Origin of the sequence: Methanobrevibacter sp. UBA188, from assembly GCF_905234905.1 — an archaeon.
GTDB lineage: Archaea > Methanobacteriota > Methanobacteria > Methanobacteriales > Methanobacteriaceae > Methanocatella.
This window is the reverse complement of the sequence record NZ_CAJOJM010000019.1, coordinates 1-16,127: the sequence shown is the minus strand read 5'-3', so window position 1 is coordinate 16,127 and position 16,127 is coordinate 1. Positions and strand designations below refer to the sequence as shown.

The window sequence follows — 16,127 nt, the reverse complement described above, 5'->3', positions numbered from 1 at the left end:
TATATTTATTTAATTGTATAAAATAATTGGAGGTTAAAAGATGGATATTCCTACAATACCTGATCAAATTTTTTATTTAATTATTTTGATTATTGTGGCTATTGTGCTTTTAATCATAGTATTCCAATGGAGAAAAGTTGCACAGTCTAAAAATTCTATTCAAATGCTTGAAAAGGAAATAGAGCTTAAAAAAATGTCTATGGTTGAAAAGGATATTGAATCCAAAAGATTAATGGATAATCCTATTCCATTACCACAAGACAAACAGGATAGCCTCTCAGCTATCAGACAATCCACTACTGATGTAAGAAGTGAAGTCGGATATTTGCATTCTGAAATTAATGAAAGGTTAGCCAGATTAGAAGCTCAAACTGAGCAAAAGAAATTAGAAAAAATGCTTAAAGAAATTGAAGCTAAAGAAGCTAAACTTGAGAAAATGGATAAATAGGCGATATTATGGAAGCTATTGAAGTTGTTGCTATAATAATTTTAATTATTGCTATTGTGATTTTGGTCTACTATTATTTACTCAATAGTCCTGAAGCTACTAAAAAATTACGCAGTTATGTTCCAACAACTGCTGATGCACATATGAATGAGGTATTGGGTAGTGACGATTCAGGATATGAGTTAACTAAAGTTGATGAGGAATCCGTTGAAAAAGACTCTAACTCTGTGGGTAAAAGGATTAAAGTCAAATTAAGTGATATTGACATGTCTAGTTTAAATACTGATTTATTTTCTAAAAAAATCGATTCATTTTTAGATGAAAAAAGCGATGAATTGATTAAGGATTGGAGTTTAGCTACTACTAATGATTTGGAAGAATTGGAATCTAAATTCAGCAAAACCACTGGTCAAGTCGATACTTTAGAAAAATCTTTCGATGAATTTAAAAAGTCATCCGAAGAGTTCCAAAAGGTCACTGAAGAAAAGTTATCTGATTTGGATAAAAGAATTGAATCTTTAGAAAATAAATAATTTTATTTTCTTCGATTTTCTTCATTTTATAGAAAGATTTATATATTGTCAGTACTATAAATTATACATAGTTGTAACACTATTTTTATCTTATAGCAGGGTGGGGTAGTCTGGTGATCCCGCGGGGCTCATAACCCCGAGATCCCTAGTTCAAATCTAGGCCCTGCTACTTTTAATTAATATTTCATGGCAAGTTAAAGACAGCTGCTGGTTTATTTTTTAAACTAAGGAAACTCCGCCCATCAGTACAGAACTACGGCGTTGAAAAACGTATGCTGAGAAGCATGACTCTGGAGCAGAAACGACACGGCTTTTAATGGTAGACGATGATATTTAATTGAGGACATTAAAAGAAGCGGTGAAACGGCCATTCCGTAGGATGCAAGAGCAAAGTTGCCGATGACAACCTGTATGAGGCAAGGTAGCACGCTAAGATGAATGCTGTTAAACAGAAGGTGGGTTACTCTTAAGATGCCATAAATATTAATTAGTCTATTTTTTTCACTGTTGTGCACTTTCAAAAGATTTAATATTAATTATTTTTATATAATATATTACTTGGGTGATTCATTATGATTTATTCTATTGAAGAAATTAAACAAATTGCTATCCCTATAGTTAGTGAATATGGTATCGCCAGATTAGGAATTTTTGGTTCATATGCTCGAGGAGAAGCTAATGAAGATAGTGATTTAGATTTTATAATGGATACTGATGGTTTAATTGGAATGATTCAATATAATGCTATAATTCGTAAATTAGAAGAGGAATTCGGATGTCATGTTGATATAATTACTACTGGATGTTCTGATAGGGAGTTTTTAACTAGAATCCAAAAAGAGGAGATTTTAATTTATGAGAGAAGAGGATAAAAGAGCTATTGAAATGATTCTGCATTACTGTGATAAAATAGATAGTCATATTGAATATTTTGGTGATGATAAGGAATTGTTTTTGGAGAATATTCATTATCAAGATGCATGTGCTTTAGTAATTATTCAAATTGGAGAACATGTTGATAGATTATCTGATGAATTCAAAAATAGTCATTCTGAGATTCCTTGGAGAGAAATTAAAGATATGAGAAATTTACATGCTCACAATTATGAATCTGTAATGTATGATATTTTGTGGGTAACCATTAAAAGGGATGTTCCTGAACTTAGGGAATATCTTGAAAAATTAATCTGATTTTGTTGAAAGTTAAGGTAGTTTTTGACATTAACTCATAGGTAACCCACACGATTTTAAGTGGCTTTCTCTTAAGTGCCATGAATATTAATTATTTTACATTGACTTATTTTAAATTCATATAATTTATTTTTTTTAAAATATCTCCTAAAATTTTAATAATTTAAACAATATAATATGATTATGTATTTATTTAAAAAAATAGAATAAATTAAATATTTTTTTTAATTTTGTGGGAGGTTAATGTATTGAATGTTATGAAAACAACTCAAAGAGATTATGGAATTGATTTGTTAAGGATTATATCGATGTTAATGGTTCCGATTGTTCATGTTATTGGTCAAGGCGGAATACTTGCTGCTGCAGTTCCTTTTTCTATACATATGAATCTGCATGGATGTTAATGTCCTTTGTATTGGTTGCGGTTAATTGTTTTATTTTAATTACTGGTTATGTTTATCTAAGTGATGCAAGAATACCATGACCTCTTCAAGGTCATGGATGAATTGCACTATTGGGTGTACTATCTTTTTTATTTATTATTTTGCGTTTTTTTTTATTTTGTGTTTTTTGGTGACTTTTTTAGGCATGAATTTTTGTTCAGTATACTTTTTTTATGGATTTTTGATAATTGCTTTGAGTATGAAAAATTGCTCTGAGTTCATTATTCGAATACTTTTCAAATGCTCTCTCTTATTTTTTATATAGGAGTAATTATAAATGAGATATTATTCAATTAAATGTGATTTTAATTGTTGTTTTAAAAAAGAGTAAATGTTTTTTCATTTTTTTTAGAAATGAATAAAAATAGTAAAGATCAAATTCAAGGGAAAAACTTACAAAAGGGTAACCAACAGTAAAGGCGTAGCAACATGGTATGTCAAAAAATCCATGGTCAAAAAGCTCAAAGCCGGCAAAAAATACAAATACACAGTAACTACGGAAAAAACAAAGTGACCAAAAAATTAACCATTAAAAAATAGGGATTTCCCAATCTCTATTTTCCTTTTTTCTTTTTTTGAAGGCAGAAACTTGTCTTTTTTTTAACATTTGGGTGTTGCTCATAATTATCTGATTTTTTAATATTTTCCAACTTTAAATCTTGCTTGTACTCCAAGTGCATTAAGGATAATCGTGTTGTTACTTGTATTTTAATGTTTTTAGTCCTTTTTAAAAACAATATATCTTAAATTAATTACAAATCCTATTTTCCAGCTATCTTGTAATATAATTGACATTACGTCTAATTATTTTAGATGCCTTGCCAACAGATGCATTCTAATGATTCATATATTTAAAAATAAGTATGGGAAATTGCTACCTGATTTTAATTTTGATTGTTTTTGAAATGGATTTGTAGTAGCTGTTCCCAACAAAGTTAACTTTAGCTTTATATGTTCCTTTTTTGGTTAATTTTGTGATTTTAAAAATTGCCTTACCTTTGGAATTGGTTTTAGCTTTATATGTTTTGCCTTTAACTTTCAATGTTAATTTGACATTTTTAATGGCTTTTCCTTTGTTGTTTTTTAGGATTGCAGCTAATTTCTTTGTTTTGATTGATTTTTTGAATGCTTTTGATTTGGCGGAAAGTTTTGTCTTTTCTCTAGTGATTGTTATCTTAACGGTTTTTTTGGTTAGTTTGTAGTCGGAATCACTGAATTTTATTATCAAATTCCTTTTGCCGTATTTTGCAGCTTTCAGGACTTTTGGTGTTAATGTGAATGTTGCAATGCCCTTGCTTTTGGTGGTGGCTGATCCGATGTATTTTCCATTCAATGTAAATGTTACTTTTTTTCCAACAAGTGGGGTCCCGCTTATATCCTTGAGTGTAATGCTGTATTTTCCACCATAATTGATGATGTATGATGCACTTTTAGATATTATTTGTGCATTCTTCATTAAGCCAATGCTTTTCATGCTTGAATTATAGTTATATGGGCTTGTAAATATTAATGATAATGTTTTGTTTTGAAGAGTAATCCTTGTCATTTTATCAATATCGAATCCGAAATATTTTAAAAATGATTTCATCATGTTGAATGAGATTTCAGGACTTCCATATTCAATGGTCTTATGGTTGCATAAAACTTCATATGTATTTGCTGGGATTCCATTTAGATTGCATGTGTCTTCAATCGCTCCGGCGTAGGGTATTCCTGCGGTTTCATATATTTTGATGTCGTATCCTGTTTCATTTGAAACAGCCCTTGCAATATCGTAACTTTCTAAGGTTGGAATATATGTGCACATTATGCATGTTATTCCAACATCGCTGTCGCTATGCCTTGTACAGTGAAAATCTCCAAGTCCTGATGCATTTATTGAGATTGCAAAGTTTACTAAATTGTTTGATACTGTTCCATTGATGTTTGACACTGTGTTCAGATTTGTATAATTGACCATACGTTCATTAATGGCAGTGGATTCTGGAAAAATGAATGGAAATACATATATTGTCCCGTTTATTTCATCGCCGAAGGTGGCAAGCAAATTTATCAGTTTCAATCCAGCTACTTGTGATGCAAGTTCGCATCCGTGGGTTCCAACATTAACAACAATAGTTTTACCGTTTCCGTTTCCAAATTTGATGTATGGACTTCCCTGATTGCATAAGTCAATCAGATTGTCTGTTAGTTCGGTGTGTTCAATCCCGTTCATTAGGGGAATGTTTGCTCTGATGTCTGCTTTTGATCCCCAATCCATCACGCCAATTTCATAGTTGACTTCATTTTGTGTCTGATTTGTAATGTAAAATTTAAATTTGCCGTTTGTATCTACGGGGATTTTGTATTGGTTATTTAACGTTAGTGTTCCTCCAATGACATTTGCTCCTGTATTGTCTTTAACGCTTCCGTTGATTAGGATGTCATTTCCGACGGTAGTGATTTGTGATGTTATTTCTGTATTTTTTGCACCCGTAAATGTGAATGTTTTGGAAAAATTTGAAGGATTGAAGTGTTTTTTGTTGTTTGTGAAAAAGGCAGCAAAGTTAACTGGCTGACCAATAAGATTTCTTGTCGTATTCCATATATACAAAAAGTTCCCGTTTGCATCTACTTTGCACATTCCCATATTTTCACCATCGATATATATGGTCAGGTTTCCTTCGGTCACCTCTTCAAAGTCTTGAAACTCTTCGTATTCCCTATAGTCTGAAACGACATTTCCTGTAAAATACACACAATTGTCATATTTTGTTGCAACAATGTTGTGGCAGGTTGTATTTGCAACAGGAACATATAAAGTCAAGGTTGTTGTTGCATTATTGTATTTGCCTGTTCCGGTATATTTGCATGTAATATTAAAAGTCCCGGTTTCTTTACAAAAAATATAGCGGCCTCCAATACCATTTTCGAGATGTATGGTATGGTCTTCACCAAACACGTCGATTAATGTCACGGTTCCTTCAGTTACACTTTCATTGTTTTCATCATATGCATAAACCAGTATTGGTGTTTCATTATTTCCGTATATTCCTGTAAATTTGTCAGGTTTTATATAAACATCAAGTTTTTCGTTGTCACTAGCTGGGGATTCTCCAGATGTAATGATGGTATTTTGAGTATTATTCTCATCTGCAGCAGATAGCGGTGTAATGAGTAGAAATATGCTTATTATTCCTATCAGAATCAAATATTTTTTAATGATATCACCTAATCTTTATGTGTTAAACGGTTCTCGTTTGTCTATGCCTCTTATAAAAATTTCTTCCAGTTTTTCTTCGCTTTCTCCATTTCTTATATGTGAAATCAATTCAACAAGATTATCGTTTCTAAGCAAACACGGTTTGATTTTACCGTCAGGTGTGATTCTTAACCTGGAGCAATTTGCACAAAATTTGGAGTTATCGACAGGTCTTACTATTTCAATTTCACCATCGTTAATGTAATATTTTTTACGGCCCTGCATAAATTTTCGTTCTCTTACGTCATCAGCCATATCAGATAGCTTATTTTCAATGTTGTCTAATGGATAGTGGTATTCAGCATTGAATTTATCCTCATCACAGTTCTCGCTTTCAATAAGTTCAATCAGTTGAAGCACCATATTATTTTCCCTGCAGAATTCAAACATGTCCTTTACTTCATTTTGATTGATGTCCTTCATTATGACCATGTTGATTTTAACAGGGTATAATCCAACTTCAACGGCATTTAATATACCTGTTTTTGCTTCATTTAAATAATCCATTTTTGTAACGAATTTATAGGTATCCGGATTCAATGTGTCCAGACTTACATTTATTCTGTCAAGTCCTGCATCTTTCAGGTCCTTGGCATATTTTTCAAGCAGCACTCCATTGGTTGTAAGGGAGATGTCTTTGAAATCCAGACTGGCAATCTTTTCAACGATTTCGACAATATCTTTTCTGACCAGTGGATCTCCGCCTGAAAGCCTGATTTTTCGAACTCCAATTTTTTTGGCTATTTTGCAGATTTTATATATTTCATCAGGAGTCATTTCGTCCTTGGAGGAAACCATTCCGTCATGATGGCAGTAAATGCAGTTTTCGTTACATCTGTTTGTAATTGTGATTCTTAGTGAAAGAATTGGTCTTTCATATTTGTCCTTTACAACGTCATCCAGCATATTATCGTTCTTCCACTTCAATTTTTATATCTTTAATTTCTGTGTCAATTTTGAGAGTATTGATGATTGCAAATATTGTTTCTTTTAGAATGCCTTGGGTAAAGTCATTTATTTCAACATCATGATTGTTTGTCTTAAGTGTAATATCTGCAGTTCTCAAATCATTGCTGTTGATATTTTTGATTTCAACATATATTAGCTTTACATCATCTTCAGTTTTAATGGCATTTACCATTCCCTTAATCGAATTTGAAACGATGTTTTTGGTAAATCCGTTTATTTCAAGATTATCGTTATTTATCAGAATGCTGCATTCGCAGTCAATCGCATTTTTAGCTGCACTTTCATTTGGAATTACAAGCTCAATTTTACCTATATCCTCAACATCGTATTCATCAAGGTTTAATGTATTGATTATGCCGGTGATGCTTTGCTTGAAATAATCGCTAACGAATCTATTCAGTCCGACAACTTTTCCGTCAATTGATAGGTATGAATGTATTTTATCCAAATCGTCAACACTTAAGTTTCCCTGGCGAATTTCACGGGCAATAACCTCTCCATTGTTGAATCCACAGTTGTTGGCAAATAATGTATCAATAATATCGTGGCCTCTCTCTTCGATGAGGTCTGCAAGTTGGCTGACACCCTCTTCATCTATTGTAAATGAATCGACTTCCTTGATTGTATAGTCATCTTTAACGTCAGGGGATGTAATGATTTTAGGGTAGTTGTATCTTTTATATCCTTCAATAACTACAAAGTCGAAGTCGTCAAAATGTTTCAGCATATATAGTATTCTATTAAGATCATGCTCTTTTTTAACATTGAAAAATGTAGTTGAACCAACACCCACAACCAAGTTGGCACCAGCCTGTTTATGTTTCCAAGTGTCTGTATTTTCCTTGTCCATCTCTATTGAATGGTGTGAGTGCTTTATGGATGCAACATTATAGCCTCTTTTGGTCAGCTCTTCAATAACTTTCACGGTTAGTGATGTTTTTCCGGTATTTTTTTTACCTACAATAGATACTATCTTCATTATTTTTTCCCCTTAATAATATATTATATGTTATTCTTCGTATTAATTAAAAATTTCTAAATGATTATATGTGTAGTAACTACACATTTTAGGCAAACCTAAACTTTTTTACATATTTTCGCCGTTTTTGTAATACTTTTTACATATATTAGTATTACAAATTTTGACTGATTTTTCTAGTTTTTAATAGGTTAAAGAATTATAAGTTATTATTTAATATTAAATTCAATTAATTGTATTGTTTAATTTAAACTAATATATTTTAAAGGTTTTTGTTTGATTTAAAGTATTTTGAAAAATTTTTAAAAAAATTTTTGTGTACTATTACCACAGTAATATTTAAAGCTTTCTACTTTAATCTAGTAGGCAACTATATTTATATAAGAAAACATATGTGTTATCATTACACATGGTGGTTCAAATGCCAAAGCATATTGCATCTGGTCTAAAATATTTGGCTGCGGTCAAGTTGAAGGATGCTGGTGAAAGTCACCAGGCAATTGCTGAGGAGTTGGGTGTCGATAGATCTACTATTTCCCATTATTTGAATGGTCGAAATTTATCCTGGAACTCAATTGATGTTGCAAGGACTATTGTGGACTTATCTCCCAGGGATTTCTTGAAAATGACTGAGGCTATATTTGATGAACCAGAACAGAGTCGAAAAATTGTGAATATTTGCCGAGAAAGAAATTTCGAGGTGAGTATAGGAGATTCGTGTATTGGTTGCGGCTTATGTGTAAATGCATGTACAATGAAAGCTATTGAGTTAGAATCATTAAAGGCACATGCAGACTCCATACAATGTTGTGGTTGTCAGCTATGTAGCGATGAATGCCCAACTAATTCTATAAAAATTTTGGAGATTTAATATGATTAGAAATTTAAAAGAGGTTAAAGACAACAACTTTGACATCACAAGATCTGCTGAAGAAGTTAGAAACTTGTCTTTCAACGACCATGTATGTTTAGGTTGTGGGATTTGTGAATCTACTTGTCCTGTCGAAGCAATTACATTAAATGCAATTGCTGTTGACGCACGTCACAGAATCTCAAACGACGTTTATTTCAGTGGTCATGAAAAGATTGCTCAAAACTTCAAAGATGAATTTGATGTTCAAAGAGTAAGCATTGACGAAAGTAAATGTGTATTATGTGGTATGTGCAGCGGATTATGTCCTGTTGATGCATTAGTATTAACTATTGATGGCGTACCAATCAAAGAAATTGAAGCATATCCTCATTATAACGCTTTCTCAGAAATTGATGATGATGAATGTATTTACTGTAAAAGATGTGAAATCGCATGTCCTCGTGATGCAATTGTCATTGAAAGAGTTTTACCAGACCGTGCTGACTTAGTAACTGGTGAAATTGATGTAGATGATGAAGAATGTATCTACTGTGGTGTATGTGAAGAATTATGTCCTGCAGAAGCAATCGTCGTTGATAAAGAAACTGGAAGAGAATCTATTGTCATTGACAAAGATAAATGTGTATACTGTTTAGTATGTAAAAAATCATGTCCTACCAATGCTATCAAAGCAATTTGTAGAGCATGTAACTACGGTGAATATGATTTAGACCCTGCAAAAGCTGCTGTTAAAGGAAACTCAGTCATCGACTCAGAACTCTGTGTATTCTGCGGATGGTGTGAAGGAGTATGTCCAACCGATGCTGCTAAACACAAAAAACCATTCGAAGGTTCTATTGAAATTGATGATGATAAATGTCAAGCTTGTGGAGCTTGTGTAGATATTTGTGGATGTAACGCATTAGCATTCCCAGTATCCTCAGGTCCTGGTTCTAGAATGGAACATGTAATTGCTAACAATGATTACTGTGTAAAATGTAAAGCATGTGCAAAAGCATGTCCTAACGGTGCAATTACTGTAAAAAGAACTGAAATTGACCACACACCTATTAGCTCAACTACTTGGAAAGATGCTTTAGATGCAATTAAAGACTAGGTGATTCGATGGAACTTAAAGTTAATCAAGATAATTGTTTAGGATGCGGGATTTGTGTAATCGCATGTCCTGTAAATGCTGCTATCAGTCCAGAAAACGCTGGTGGTAATGGTGCTAAGACTGAAGAAGTTATTATGATGGTAGAAAACGGATTCATCAAACTCTTTAGTCCTGAAAAATGTGAAAAGTGTGGAACATGTCAAATGTTTTGCCCAGTAAATGCTATATGGTTAGAATAGGGGGATTATTATATGCATTATGCTAATACTTATTTAGAAAAACCTGTAGTACCTGATGTAAAAATTACTGGTGAAGGAACAACTGATGTTTTAAAATGTATGTTAAACACCGGTTCTGACATCTACCAAGGTGCTTGTAAAAAAAGAGGATCCACCTTAAAAGAAGAATACAAAAACGCTTCCGGTACCTGTTACATGGATCCTAGAGATATGGCAAAATTAGGTGTAAACAACTGGGATACTGTACTTGTTAAAACCGATTTCGGTGAAGTAGTTGTAAACTGTGCAGTTTCAAGAGATGCACCTCACGAAGGAACTGTATTCATTTGTAAAGGACCATGGGCTAACACTATTGTAAGTCACGACACTTACTGCTGTTCTGACCCAACTTACAAAGGAATCAGATGTACTGTCGAAAAAACCGACAGAAAAGTATTACTCATGGCAGACTTAATGAGATGGGTATACAAAAAATACGTTGATGAAGAAGATGACGATGTTGTAGAAAACATGGACTCTTTAGGTGAATTACCTGTTTATCACGGACGTAAATGGGAGGAGTTGATTGACCATGACTTATGAACCACCTGTAACTGATTATGATCACATTGTTGAAAATTGTACTTGTGCATTCTGTGGTTGTAACTGTGACGACCTCGACTACTTAGTCAAAGACGGTCACGTAGTTGCTGTAAGACACGCATGCAGATTAGGAGCAAGTAAAATTATGGAAGATATGGATCAAAGATTACTTGTTCCAATGATTAGGGATGAAAACGGAGAACTCAAAGAAGTAGATTGGGATACTGCTTTAGACAAAGCTGCTGAATACATTGCTAATTCCATCAGACCAGTATTTTACGGTTGGTCTGAAACTTCTACTGAATGTATGAAAGAAGGAGTAGCATTAGGTGAATACATCGGTGCTGTATTAGATAACCAAGCTACTATCTGTCACGGTCCTTCTCTCCAAGCTGTACAAAACGCAGGTTACCCTATTCAAACTTTAGGAGAAGTTCAAAACAGAGCAGATATGATTGCTTACTCTGGAAGTAACGCAATGAACTCTCACCCAAGACACATGGCAAGATATGCTGTGTTCTGTAGAGGATACTTCAGACAAAGAGGAAGATTCGACAGAACTGTTGTTACCATGGATCCAAAATTCTCCGATACTGCAAAATGTTCAGACAAATGGATTGGATTCGAACAAAACGGAGATTACGGTTTCTACAATGCTATTAGAGCAGTTCTCAGAGGAAAAGAATTATACCAAGACGTAATTTCTGGAATTCCTAAAGAAGACATATATGAATTAGCAGAAGAAATGAAAAACGCTGAATTCGGTGTTCTCTTCTTCGGTTTAGGTTTAACCCACACTTTATCAAAACAAAGAAACATTGATATTGCAATTAAAATGGTACAAGACTTAAACAAATACAGTAAATGGGGTCTTACTCCAATGAGAGGTCACTTTAACGTAAACGGATTCAACATTTTCATGGCATTCGAATGTGGATTTGCTTTCGGTGTTGACTACTGTAGAGGTTACCCAAGATATATGATGGGTGAAACCAACACTATCGATTTATTAGTAAGAAAAGAACCAGATTGTTTCATGGTTATTGCAGCTGACCCAGGTGCTCACTTCCCTAACGGAGCAAACCAACACTTAGCTAACATTCCTGTTATTCAAATCGATATTCACTGGGGTCCATCAACTGAACTCGCTGATGTAGTATTACCAGGTTCATTCATTGCTGTAGAATGTGCTGGTACCAGTTATCGTATGGATGGAGTTCCTATCTACATGAAGAAAGCTATCGACAAACCAGAAACCTGTCGTGATGACGAATGGATTGTCCGTGAATTGAAAGAAAGAGTAATGAAACTCAGAGAAGAGCCAAACGTAGCTCCAAAATATGTGCCAAATCCAAACGCACTATAAAGGTGATATAATGGAATATATTCTTAAAAATGGTATTGTCTATGACCCTGCTAATGAAGTAAATGGGGAAAAGATGGACGTTATGTTCAAAGATGGTGTTATTGTAGACAATGTTTCTGCAGATGCTGAAGTCTTAGACGTTACCGATCAGGTATTGACCCTCACGCACACGTTGCAGGTCCTAAATTAGTAGTAGGAAGATTATACAGACCTGAAGATTCCAGAAGAGGTGTTACTCAAAAAACTAGTGTAATTAGATCAGAATCTGGTTTCTCCATTCCAAGTTGTCCTGCAACTGGTTACAGATACTCAAGATTAGGTTACGGTACTGTTGTAGAAGCAGCTATGCCTCCTCTTGAAGCAAAACACACTCACGAAGAAATTGCAACTATTCCTCAAATCGATATTCCAGCTATGCCATTATTCGGTAACAACTGGTTTGTAATGGAATATGCAAAAGATAATAATATTGAAGACATCGCAGCATTTGTATCTGCATGGTTAAAAATCTCCAAAGGTTACGGAATTAAAATCGTAAACCCATGTGGAAGTGAAGCATGGGGTTGGGGTATGAACGTACACGGTGTAAACGATAAAGCACCTTACTTTGACGTAACTTCCAAAGAAGTTATCATTGCTTTAGCAAAAGCTAACGAAATGTTAAACTTACCTCACTCTATTCACATTCACCCTAACGATTTAGGACACCCTGGTAACGTACCAACTACTATTGAAACCATGGATGCTGTCAAAGACGTTAAAAAAGGTTCCAAAGCTGCTGAAGTAAGAGACCAAGTTATGCACTTATGTCACTTACAATTCCACTCTTACACTGGTAACAGCTGGAAAGACGCAGGTTCTGGTGCTGAAGAAATTGCTAAATACATCAACAGCCACGATCACATAACCTGTGATGTAGGTCAAGTAACTTTAGACGAAACCACAACCATGACTGCAGATGCTCCTATGGAATACGACTTATTCAAATTATCCGGTCTTAAATGGACCAACAAAGATATTGAATGTGAAACCGCAGCTGGTATTATTCCATGTATTTACTCAGGTAAAAACCCAGTTAACACTTTACAATGGGCTATTGGTCTAGAATTATTCTTGCACATTGATGACCCATGGAAAGTTTGTTTAACTACTGACCACCCTAACGCAGGACCATTCACAAGATACCCAAGAATCATCTCCTGGTTAATGAGTAATTACAGAAGAATGGAAATGATTGAAAACAGAGAAGTCCACAAATGGGCAGAAAAAAGAACTACTCTTGCAACTCTTGACAGAGAATACGATTTCTACGATATTGCAACTATTTCCAGAGCTGCTCCAGCTAGAATCTACGGATTCACCGACAGAGGTGCACTCACCCCTGGTTACAGAGCAGACATTGCAGTATATGACATAAATCCTAATGATATTGACCCATCCAGACAATATGCTGAAATCGAAAAAGGTTTCAATGTAGCTGACTACACTATTAAAGATGGTCAAATCTTAGTAAAAGACAAAGAAATTGTAAAAGTTAAAGAAAGTCAAAACATTTGGGTTAACGTAAAAGGATGGGAACAAAACGAGCAAAAAGTTATCGACAACATTATGCCGTTCTTCACCCAATACTACTCAGTTAAATGGGAAAACTATCCAGTACACGACCACTATGTATCTAACCCAATAGTTGTAGATGTTGATGGTAAATAGGGGTGTTTAATTTGAAAACAATTACATTTGATCAAATAAAAACTTCTTCAATCGCTTTAGAATTTGATGAATTAATTCCTGATGAAATTTATTCATGGACTGAAGCTGATTTCGCAAAATATCAAGTACCTATTGGAAACTCAAGATTCCCAATCACTGATTTCTTCGATATCACTGTTGAAGGAGAAGCAGATGGTGCTGATGATGTTAAAATGATTCTCAACGGTGATTTAAACAGAGTAAAATACATCGGTTGTAAAATGAGTGGTGGAGACATCGTATGTAACAGCAGTGTAGATTTACACGTTGGTGCTGAAATGAGCGGTGGATCCATTCTTGTTAAAGGTAATGCAGCAGCTCACGCTGGAAGAGAAATGTCCGGTGGATACCTTGAAATTGAAGGAAACACTAAAGAATTTACTGGTGCTTCTTACATTGGTGAATGGAGAGGTATGACTGGAGGACAAATTGTTGTCGGCGGAAACGCTGGTAAACAATGTGGTGAATGTTTAACCGGTGGTAGAATCCACGTTAAAGGTGACTGTGATATCTTAGCTGGTATTCACATGACCAAAGGTATCATTGAAATCGACGGTAACGTTAACCGTTGGCCTGGTGGACAAATGAAAAACGGTAACATTGTTATCCACGGATTCCTTGGAAGATTACTCGAAGGATTCGTTCTCGACGGTGTTGTTGTAGACCCTGAAGTTGACGGAGTCACTTTCGAAGGTAAATATATTAAATATACTGGAGATATTGGTCTTAACGGTAAAGGTAACCTTTACTTAGATGCTGAAGCTAACAAAGAAAAATTAGCTACTTACGGCGAATTAGACGACGAATATACTTCAATCAGAGAATACAGGAATTTATAATTCCTCTCTCTTTTTCTTTTTTTTAAAATAATTAAAGGCGATATAATGATTAAAGAAGTTGAAATGACCTTTGATGAAGCAGTAGAATATATCAGGAATAACGTTCATGTTAGAGATACTTTGGAAGTGTCTTATAATCGTATTTTTGCTCCTGGTGAAGTTTTAGGAATAACTGAAGAAGATGAAGTAACTGGTGAAGGTCTTAGAGTTGCAATGCAATTAAACGGTGAAATCTTAAACCAATCTATTGAAATTGATTTTAAAGAAATTGCGGATGATTTAATAGAAATGCGCCATATTCATGATGATGAAGAGTTGATTATCGAGATTCTTTAAATCTCCAGTAATCGATTTTTTTATCAAAATTTTTTTTGTTCGTTAACATACAAACATTTATATATAATTAAAAATAACTATTTTTAATCACAGGAGTTGTGTAACATGAAAGAATTAGAGTTAACAACAAAAGAAGCTGTAGCATATTTAAAAGAAAATGTGAAAATTCATGATGTTTTAGAAATTTCATACAATAGAATTTATGCAGCGGGTGAAGTTTTAAATGTTGATTTTTCCGAATACTTTGGAAAACCTGGGTTTAAACTGTTGGTTTCCCTTGATGAAAGTGAACTGGGTGCCACAGTTGAAATAGATGTTTATGAAGTTGAAGAAGATCTCATAGAATTTGTTCATAAACCTAAGGATGGTGAAGTTGTGGATGTTTCTGTAATATGATTACAGTCTATCCATACTTTCAAAAGGAATCAGTTTTTCAATTGCCTTTATTTCAATATCTATTCCCTTTTCTTTAATTGCACCTATTGAATTCAAACCACCGCCAGCTATCACGCCAAAATTATAGTTGTCTACTTTTGCATTGTATACCAGTTCTCTTGGCTTGCCGATTTTATAAATGGAAAATCCTATATTGTTTAAAATTTCCAATAAATGAACTGCATAGTCTCTTGATATGTTAGGAATTTCTTTTATGCTGGCCAATATTTTGGTAGTGCCGTTATTGCCTGTTATGGAGGTCATATTTTTTGATAAAAATATGTTGTGTGGGTCTATTGTTGTTCCGTTGTAGGATATTAATTCGATTAAAAGCGGAGGCTCTGTTAACTCAAGCAATCCGCCATATTTTGGTGTGCTCATTATTCCGTTGTTTATCATTAATCCGTCAATACTCAAACTGCAAATTGTAGCTATTCCAATTTTTTCGCTGTCTGTTGGATGATCAATGAGCTTATAATACGGATTTATGAATTTTGGATTGTTGTTGTATGTTTCATCCATAATGTCCAATGCCTTGTCCAGCTGATTTTTGTCAATGTATGAAACGTTTGAGATTATATTTCCTTTTCTTTTTTCAACATCAAAATTGACCTGTTGAATTAGATTCCATGATTTAGATAGTAAAAATGGTATTTTTAGTTGTTTGTGTTCTGTTGCAGGCATTAGACTATGTTTTATTGTTGGTGTGATTGGTTTTAATTCATCAAAATTCTTTATCTCTTCAGCTATTTTAATGTCAATCTCTTTTCCCTGTTCTTTAAGTGCACAAAATGGAGTCACGCCTCC

General features: G+C 34.0%; 17 protein-coding genes, 1 tRNA gene, 1 other RNA gene and 1 pseudogene. 16 read left to right on the top strand and 4 right to left on the bottom strand.

The genetic code is table 11. The features are described from left to right. Window positions 1-40 precede the first annotated feature (40 nt). The 7 genes from QZ143_RS05400 to QZ143_RS05370 all read left to right on the top strand — a co-directional run bounded on the left by QZ143_RS05400 (window position 41) and on the right by QZ143_RS05370 (window position 2,576). On the top strand, window positions 41-448 hold the full coding sequence (locus QZ143_RS05400; RefSeq protein ID WP_292607812.1) for a hypothetical protein: 408 nt from the start codon (window positions 41-43) through the stop codon (window positions 446-448). Between the two features lie 8 nt (window positions 449-456). Then, complete coding sequence (locus QZ143_RS05395; RefSeq protein WP_292881941.1) at window positions 457-981, top strand: hypothetical protein; 525 nt, start codon at window positions 457-459, stop codon at window positions 979-981. 94 nt (window positions 982-1,075) lie between these two features. Further along, window positions 1,076-1,150: transfer RNA gene (locus tag QZ143_RS05390), tRNA-Met, on the top strand. Window positions 1,151-1,170: 20 nt separating this feature from the next. Beyond that, window positions 1,171-1,456: RNase P RNA component (gene rnpB, locus QZ143_RS05385), an RNA gene on the top strand. Window positions 1,457-1,553: 97 nt separating this feature from the next. Beyond that, complete coding sequence (locus QZ143_RS05380; protein WP_292881938.1) at window positions 1,554-1,853, top strand: nucleotidyltransferase domain-containing protein; 300 nt, start codon at window positions 1,554-1,556, stop codon at window positions 1,851-1,853. Next, window positions 1,837-2,172 carry a HepT-like ribonuclease domain-containing protein gene (locus tag QZ143_RS05375; RefSeq protein ID WP_292881935.1) on the top strand — a complete coding sequence of 112 codons (336 nt, stop codon included), beginning with the start codon at window positions 1,837-1,839 and terminating at the stop codon, window positions 2,170-2,172. The genes QZ143_RS05380 and QZ143_RS05375 overlap by 17 nt, the downstream gene beginning before the upstream one ends. 230 nt (window positions 2,173-2,402) lie before the next feature. After that, window positions 2,403-2,576 (top strand): hypothetical protein, encoded by a 174-nt coding sequence (locus QZ143_RS05370; RefSeq protein WP_292881933.1) that lies wholly within the window; start codon window positions 2,403-2,405, stop codon window positions 2,574-2,576. Window positions 2,577-3,489: 913 nt separating this feature from the next. Here QZ143_RS05370 and QZ143_RS05365 read toward each other — a convergent pair. The 3 genes from QZ143_RS05365 to mobB are packed head-to-tail and all read right to left on the bottom strand — an operon-like array spanning window position 3,490 to window position 7,804. After that, on the bottom strand, window positions 3,490-5,805 hold the full coding sequence (locus tag QZ143_RS05365; protein WP_292881931.1) for a hypothetical protein: 2,316 nt from the start codon (window positions 5,803-5,805) through the stop codon (window positions 3,490-3,492). Window positions 5,806-5,832: 27 nt separating this feature from the next. Next, window positions 5,833-6,762 (bottom strand): GTP 3',8-cyclase MoaA, encoded by a 930-nt coding sequence (gene moaA / locus QZ143_RS05360; protein WP_292881930.1) that lies wholly within the window; start codon window positions 6,760-6,762, stop codon window positions 5,833-5,835. 1 nt (window position 6,763) lies between these two features. Then, complete coding sequence (mobB, locus tag QZ143_RS05355; protein ID WP_292881927.1) at window positions 6,764-7,804, bottom strand: molybdopterin-guanine dinucleotide biosynthesis protein B; 1,041 nt, start codon at window positions 7,802-7,804, stop codon at window positions 6,764-6,766. A gap of 409 nt (window positions 7,805-8,213) precedes the next feature. Here mobB and QZ143_RS05350 point away from each other — a divergent pair, with 409 nt between their 5' ends. The 9 genes and pseudogenes from QZ143_RS05350 to QZ143_RS05310 all read left to right on the top strand — a co-directional run bounded on the left by QZ143_RS05350 (window position 8,214) and on the right by QZ143_RS05310 (window position 15,281). After that, complete coding sequence (locus tag QZ143_RS05350; RefSeq protein ID WP_292607470.1) at window positions 8,214-8,675, top strand: 4Fe-4S binding protein; 462 nt, start codon at window positions 8,214-8,216, stop codon at window positions 8,673-8,675. A 1-nt stretch (window position 8,676) separates the two neighbouring features. After that, window positions 8,677-9,774: a tungsten-dependent formylmethanofuran dehydrogenase subunit FwdF gene (fwdF, locus tag QZ143_RS05345; RefSeq protein WP_292607474.1), complete on the top strand. Its 1,098-nt coding sequence runs from the start codon at window positions 8,677-8,679 to the stop codon at window positions 9,772-9,774. Between the two features lie 8 nt (window positions 9,775-9,782). Continuing rightward, window positions 9,783-10,013, top strand: a complete 231-nt coding sequence (locus tag QZ143_RS05340; protein ID WP_067040044.1) for a 4Fe-4S binding protein — start codon at window positions 9,783-9,785, stop codon at window positions 10,011-10,013. Window positions 10,014-10,025: 12 nt separating this feature from the next. Then, on the top strand, window positions 10,026-10,595 hold the full coding sequence (locus tag QZ143_RS05335) for a molybdopterin dinucleotide binding domain-containing protein (RefSeq protein WP_292607480.1): 570 nt from the start codon (window positions 10,026-10,028) through the stop codon (window positions 10,593-10,595). Next, the gene (locus tag QZ143_RS05330) at window positions 10,585-11,961 is read left to right on the top strand and encodes a formylmethanofuran dehydrogenase subunit B (RefSeq protein ID WP_292607483.1); all 1,377 of its coding nucleotides are present in this window, start codon (window positions 10,585-10,587) and stop codon (window positions 11,959-11,961) included. The genes QZ143_RS05335 and QZ143_RS05330 overlap by 11 nt, the downstream gene beginning before the upstream one ends. Before the next feature lie 7 nt (window positions 11,962-11,968). After that, window positions 11,969-13,671 (top strand): annotated as a pseudogene (locus tag QZ143_RS05325) (formylmethanofuran dehydrogenase subunit A). A gap of 2 nt (window positions 13,672-13,673) precedes the next feature. Next, window positions 13,674-14,549: a formylmethanofuran dehydrogenase subunit C gene (locus QZ143_RS05320; RefSeq protein ID WP_292607486.1), complete on the top strand. Its 876-nt coding sequence runs from the start codon at window positions 13,674-13,676 to the stop codon at window positions 14,547-14,549. Window positions 14,550-14,594: 45 nt separating this feature from the next. Then, window positions 14,595-14,885 carry a DUF2097 domain-containing protein gene (locus tag QZ143_RS05315; RefSeq protein ID WP_292607489.1) on the top strand — a complete coding sequence of 97 codons (291 nt, stop codon included), beginning with the start codon at window positions 14,595-14,597 and terminating at the stop codon, window positions 14,883-14,885. Between the two features lie 105 nt (window positions 14,886-14,990). Further along, window positions 14,991-15,281, top strand: coding sequence for a DUF2097 domain-containing protein (locus QZ143_RS05310; protein ID WP_292607491.1), 291 nt, complete (start codon window positions 14,991-14,993; stop codon window positions 15,279-15,281). Here QZ143_RS05310 and QZ143_RS05305 read toward each other — a convergent pair. Then, window positions 15,282-16,127 (bottom strand): DUF128 domain-containing protein (locus tag QZ143_RS05305; protein ID WP_292881925.1); only part of this gene is annotated, 846 nt, incomplete at its 5' end.

What these genes read in the sequence shown, in the direction of transcription:
- QZ143_RS05400 (WP_292607812.1), top strand. Translation starts at nt 41, where the DNA reads ATGGATATTCCTACAATACCTGATCAAATTTTTTATTTAATTATTTTG.
- QZ143_RS05395 (WP_292881941.1), top strand. Translation starts at nt 457, where the DNA reads ATGGAAGCTATTGAAGTTGTTGCTATAATAATTTTAATTATTGCTATT.
- QZ143_RS05380 (WP_292881938.1), top strand. Translation starts at nt 1,554, where the DNA reads ATGATTTATTCTATTGAAGAAATTAAACAAATTGCTATCCCTATAGTT.
- QZ143_RS05375 (WP_292881935.1), top strand. Translation starts at nt 1,837, where the DNA reads ATGAGAGAAGAGGATAAAAGAGCTATTGAAATGATTCTGCATTACTGT.
- moaA (WP_292881930.1), bottom strand. Translation starts at nt 6,762, where the DNA reads ATGCTGGATGACGTTGTAAAGGACAAATATGAAAGACCAATTCTTTCA.
- mobB (WP_292881927.1), bottom strand. Translation starts at nt 7,804, where the DNA reads ATGAAGATAGTATCTATTGTAGGTAAAAAAAATACCGGAAAAACATCA.
- QZ143_RS05350 (WP_292607470.1), top strand. Translation starts at nt 8,214, where the DNA reads ATGGTGGTTCAAATGCCAAAGCATATTGCATCTGGTCTAAAATATTTG.
- fwdF (WP_292607474.1), top strand. Translation starts at nt 8,677, where the DNA reads ATGATTAGAAATTTAAAAGAGGTTAAAGACAACAACTTTGACATCACA.
- QZ143_RS05340 (WP_067040044.1), top strand. Translation starts at nt 9,783, where the DNA reads ATGGAACTTAAAGTTAATCAAGATAATTGTTTAGGATGCGGGATTTGT.
- QZ143_RS05335 (WP_292607480.1), top strand. Translation starts at nt 10,026, where the DNA reads ATGCATTATGCTAATACTTATTTAGAAAAACCTGTAGTACCTGATGTA.
- QZ143_RS05330 (WP_292607483.1), top strand. Translation starts at nt 10,585, where the DNA reads ATGACTTATGAACCACCTGTAACTGATTATGATCACATTGTTGAAAAT.
- QZ143_RS05315 (WP_292607489.1), top strand. Translation starts at nt 14,595, where the DNA reads ATGATTAAAGAAGTTGAAATGACCTTTGATGAAGCAGTAGAATATATC.
- QZ143_RS05310 (WP_292607491.1), top strand. Translation starts at nt 14,991, where the DNA reads ATGAAAGAATTAGAGTTAACAACAAAAGAAGCTGTAGCATATTTAAAA.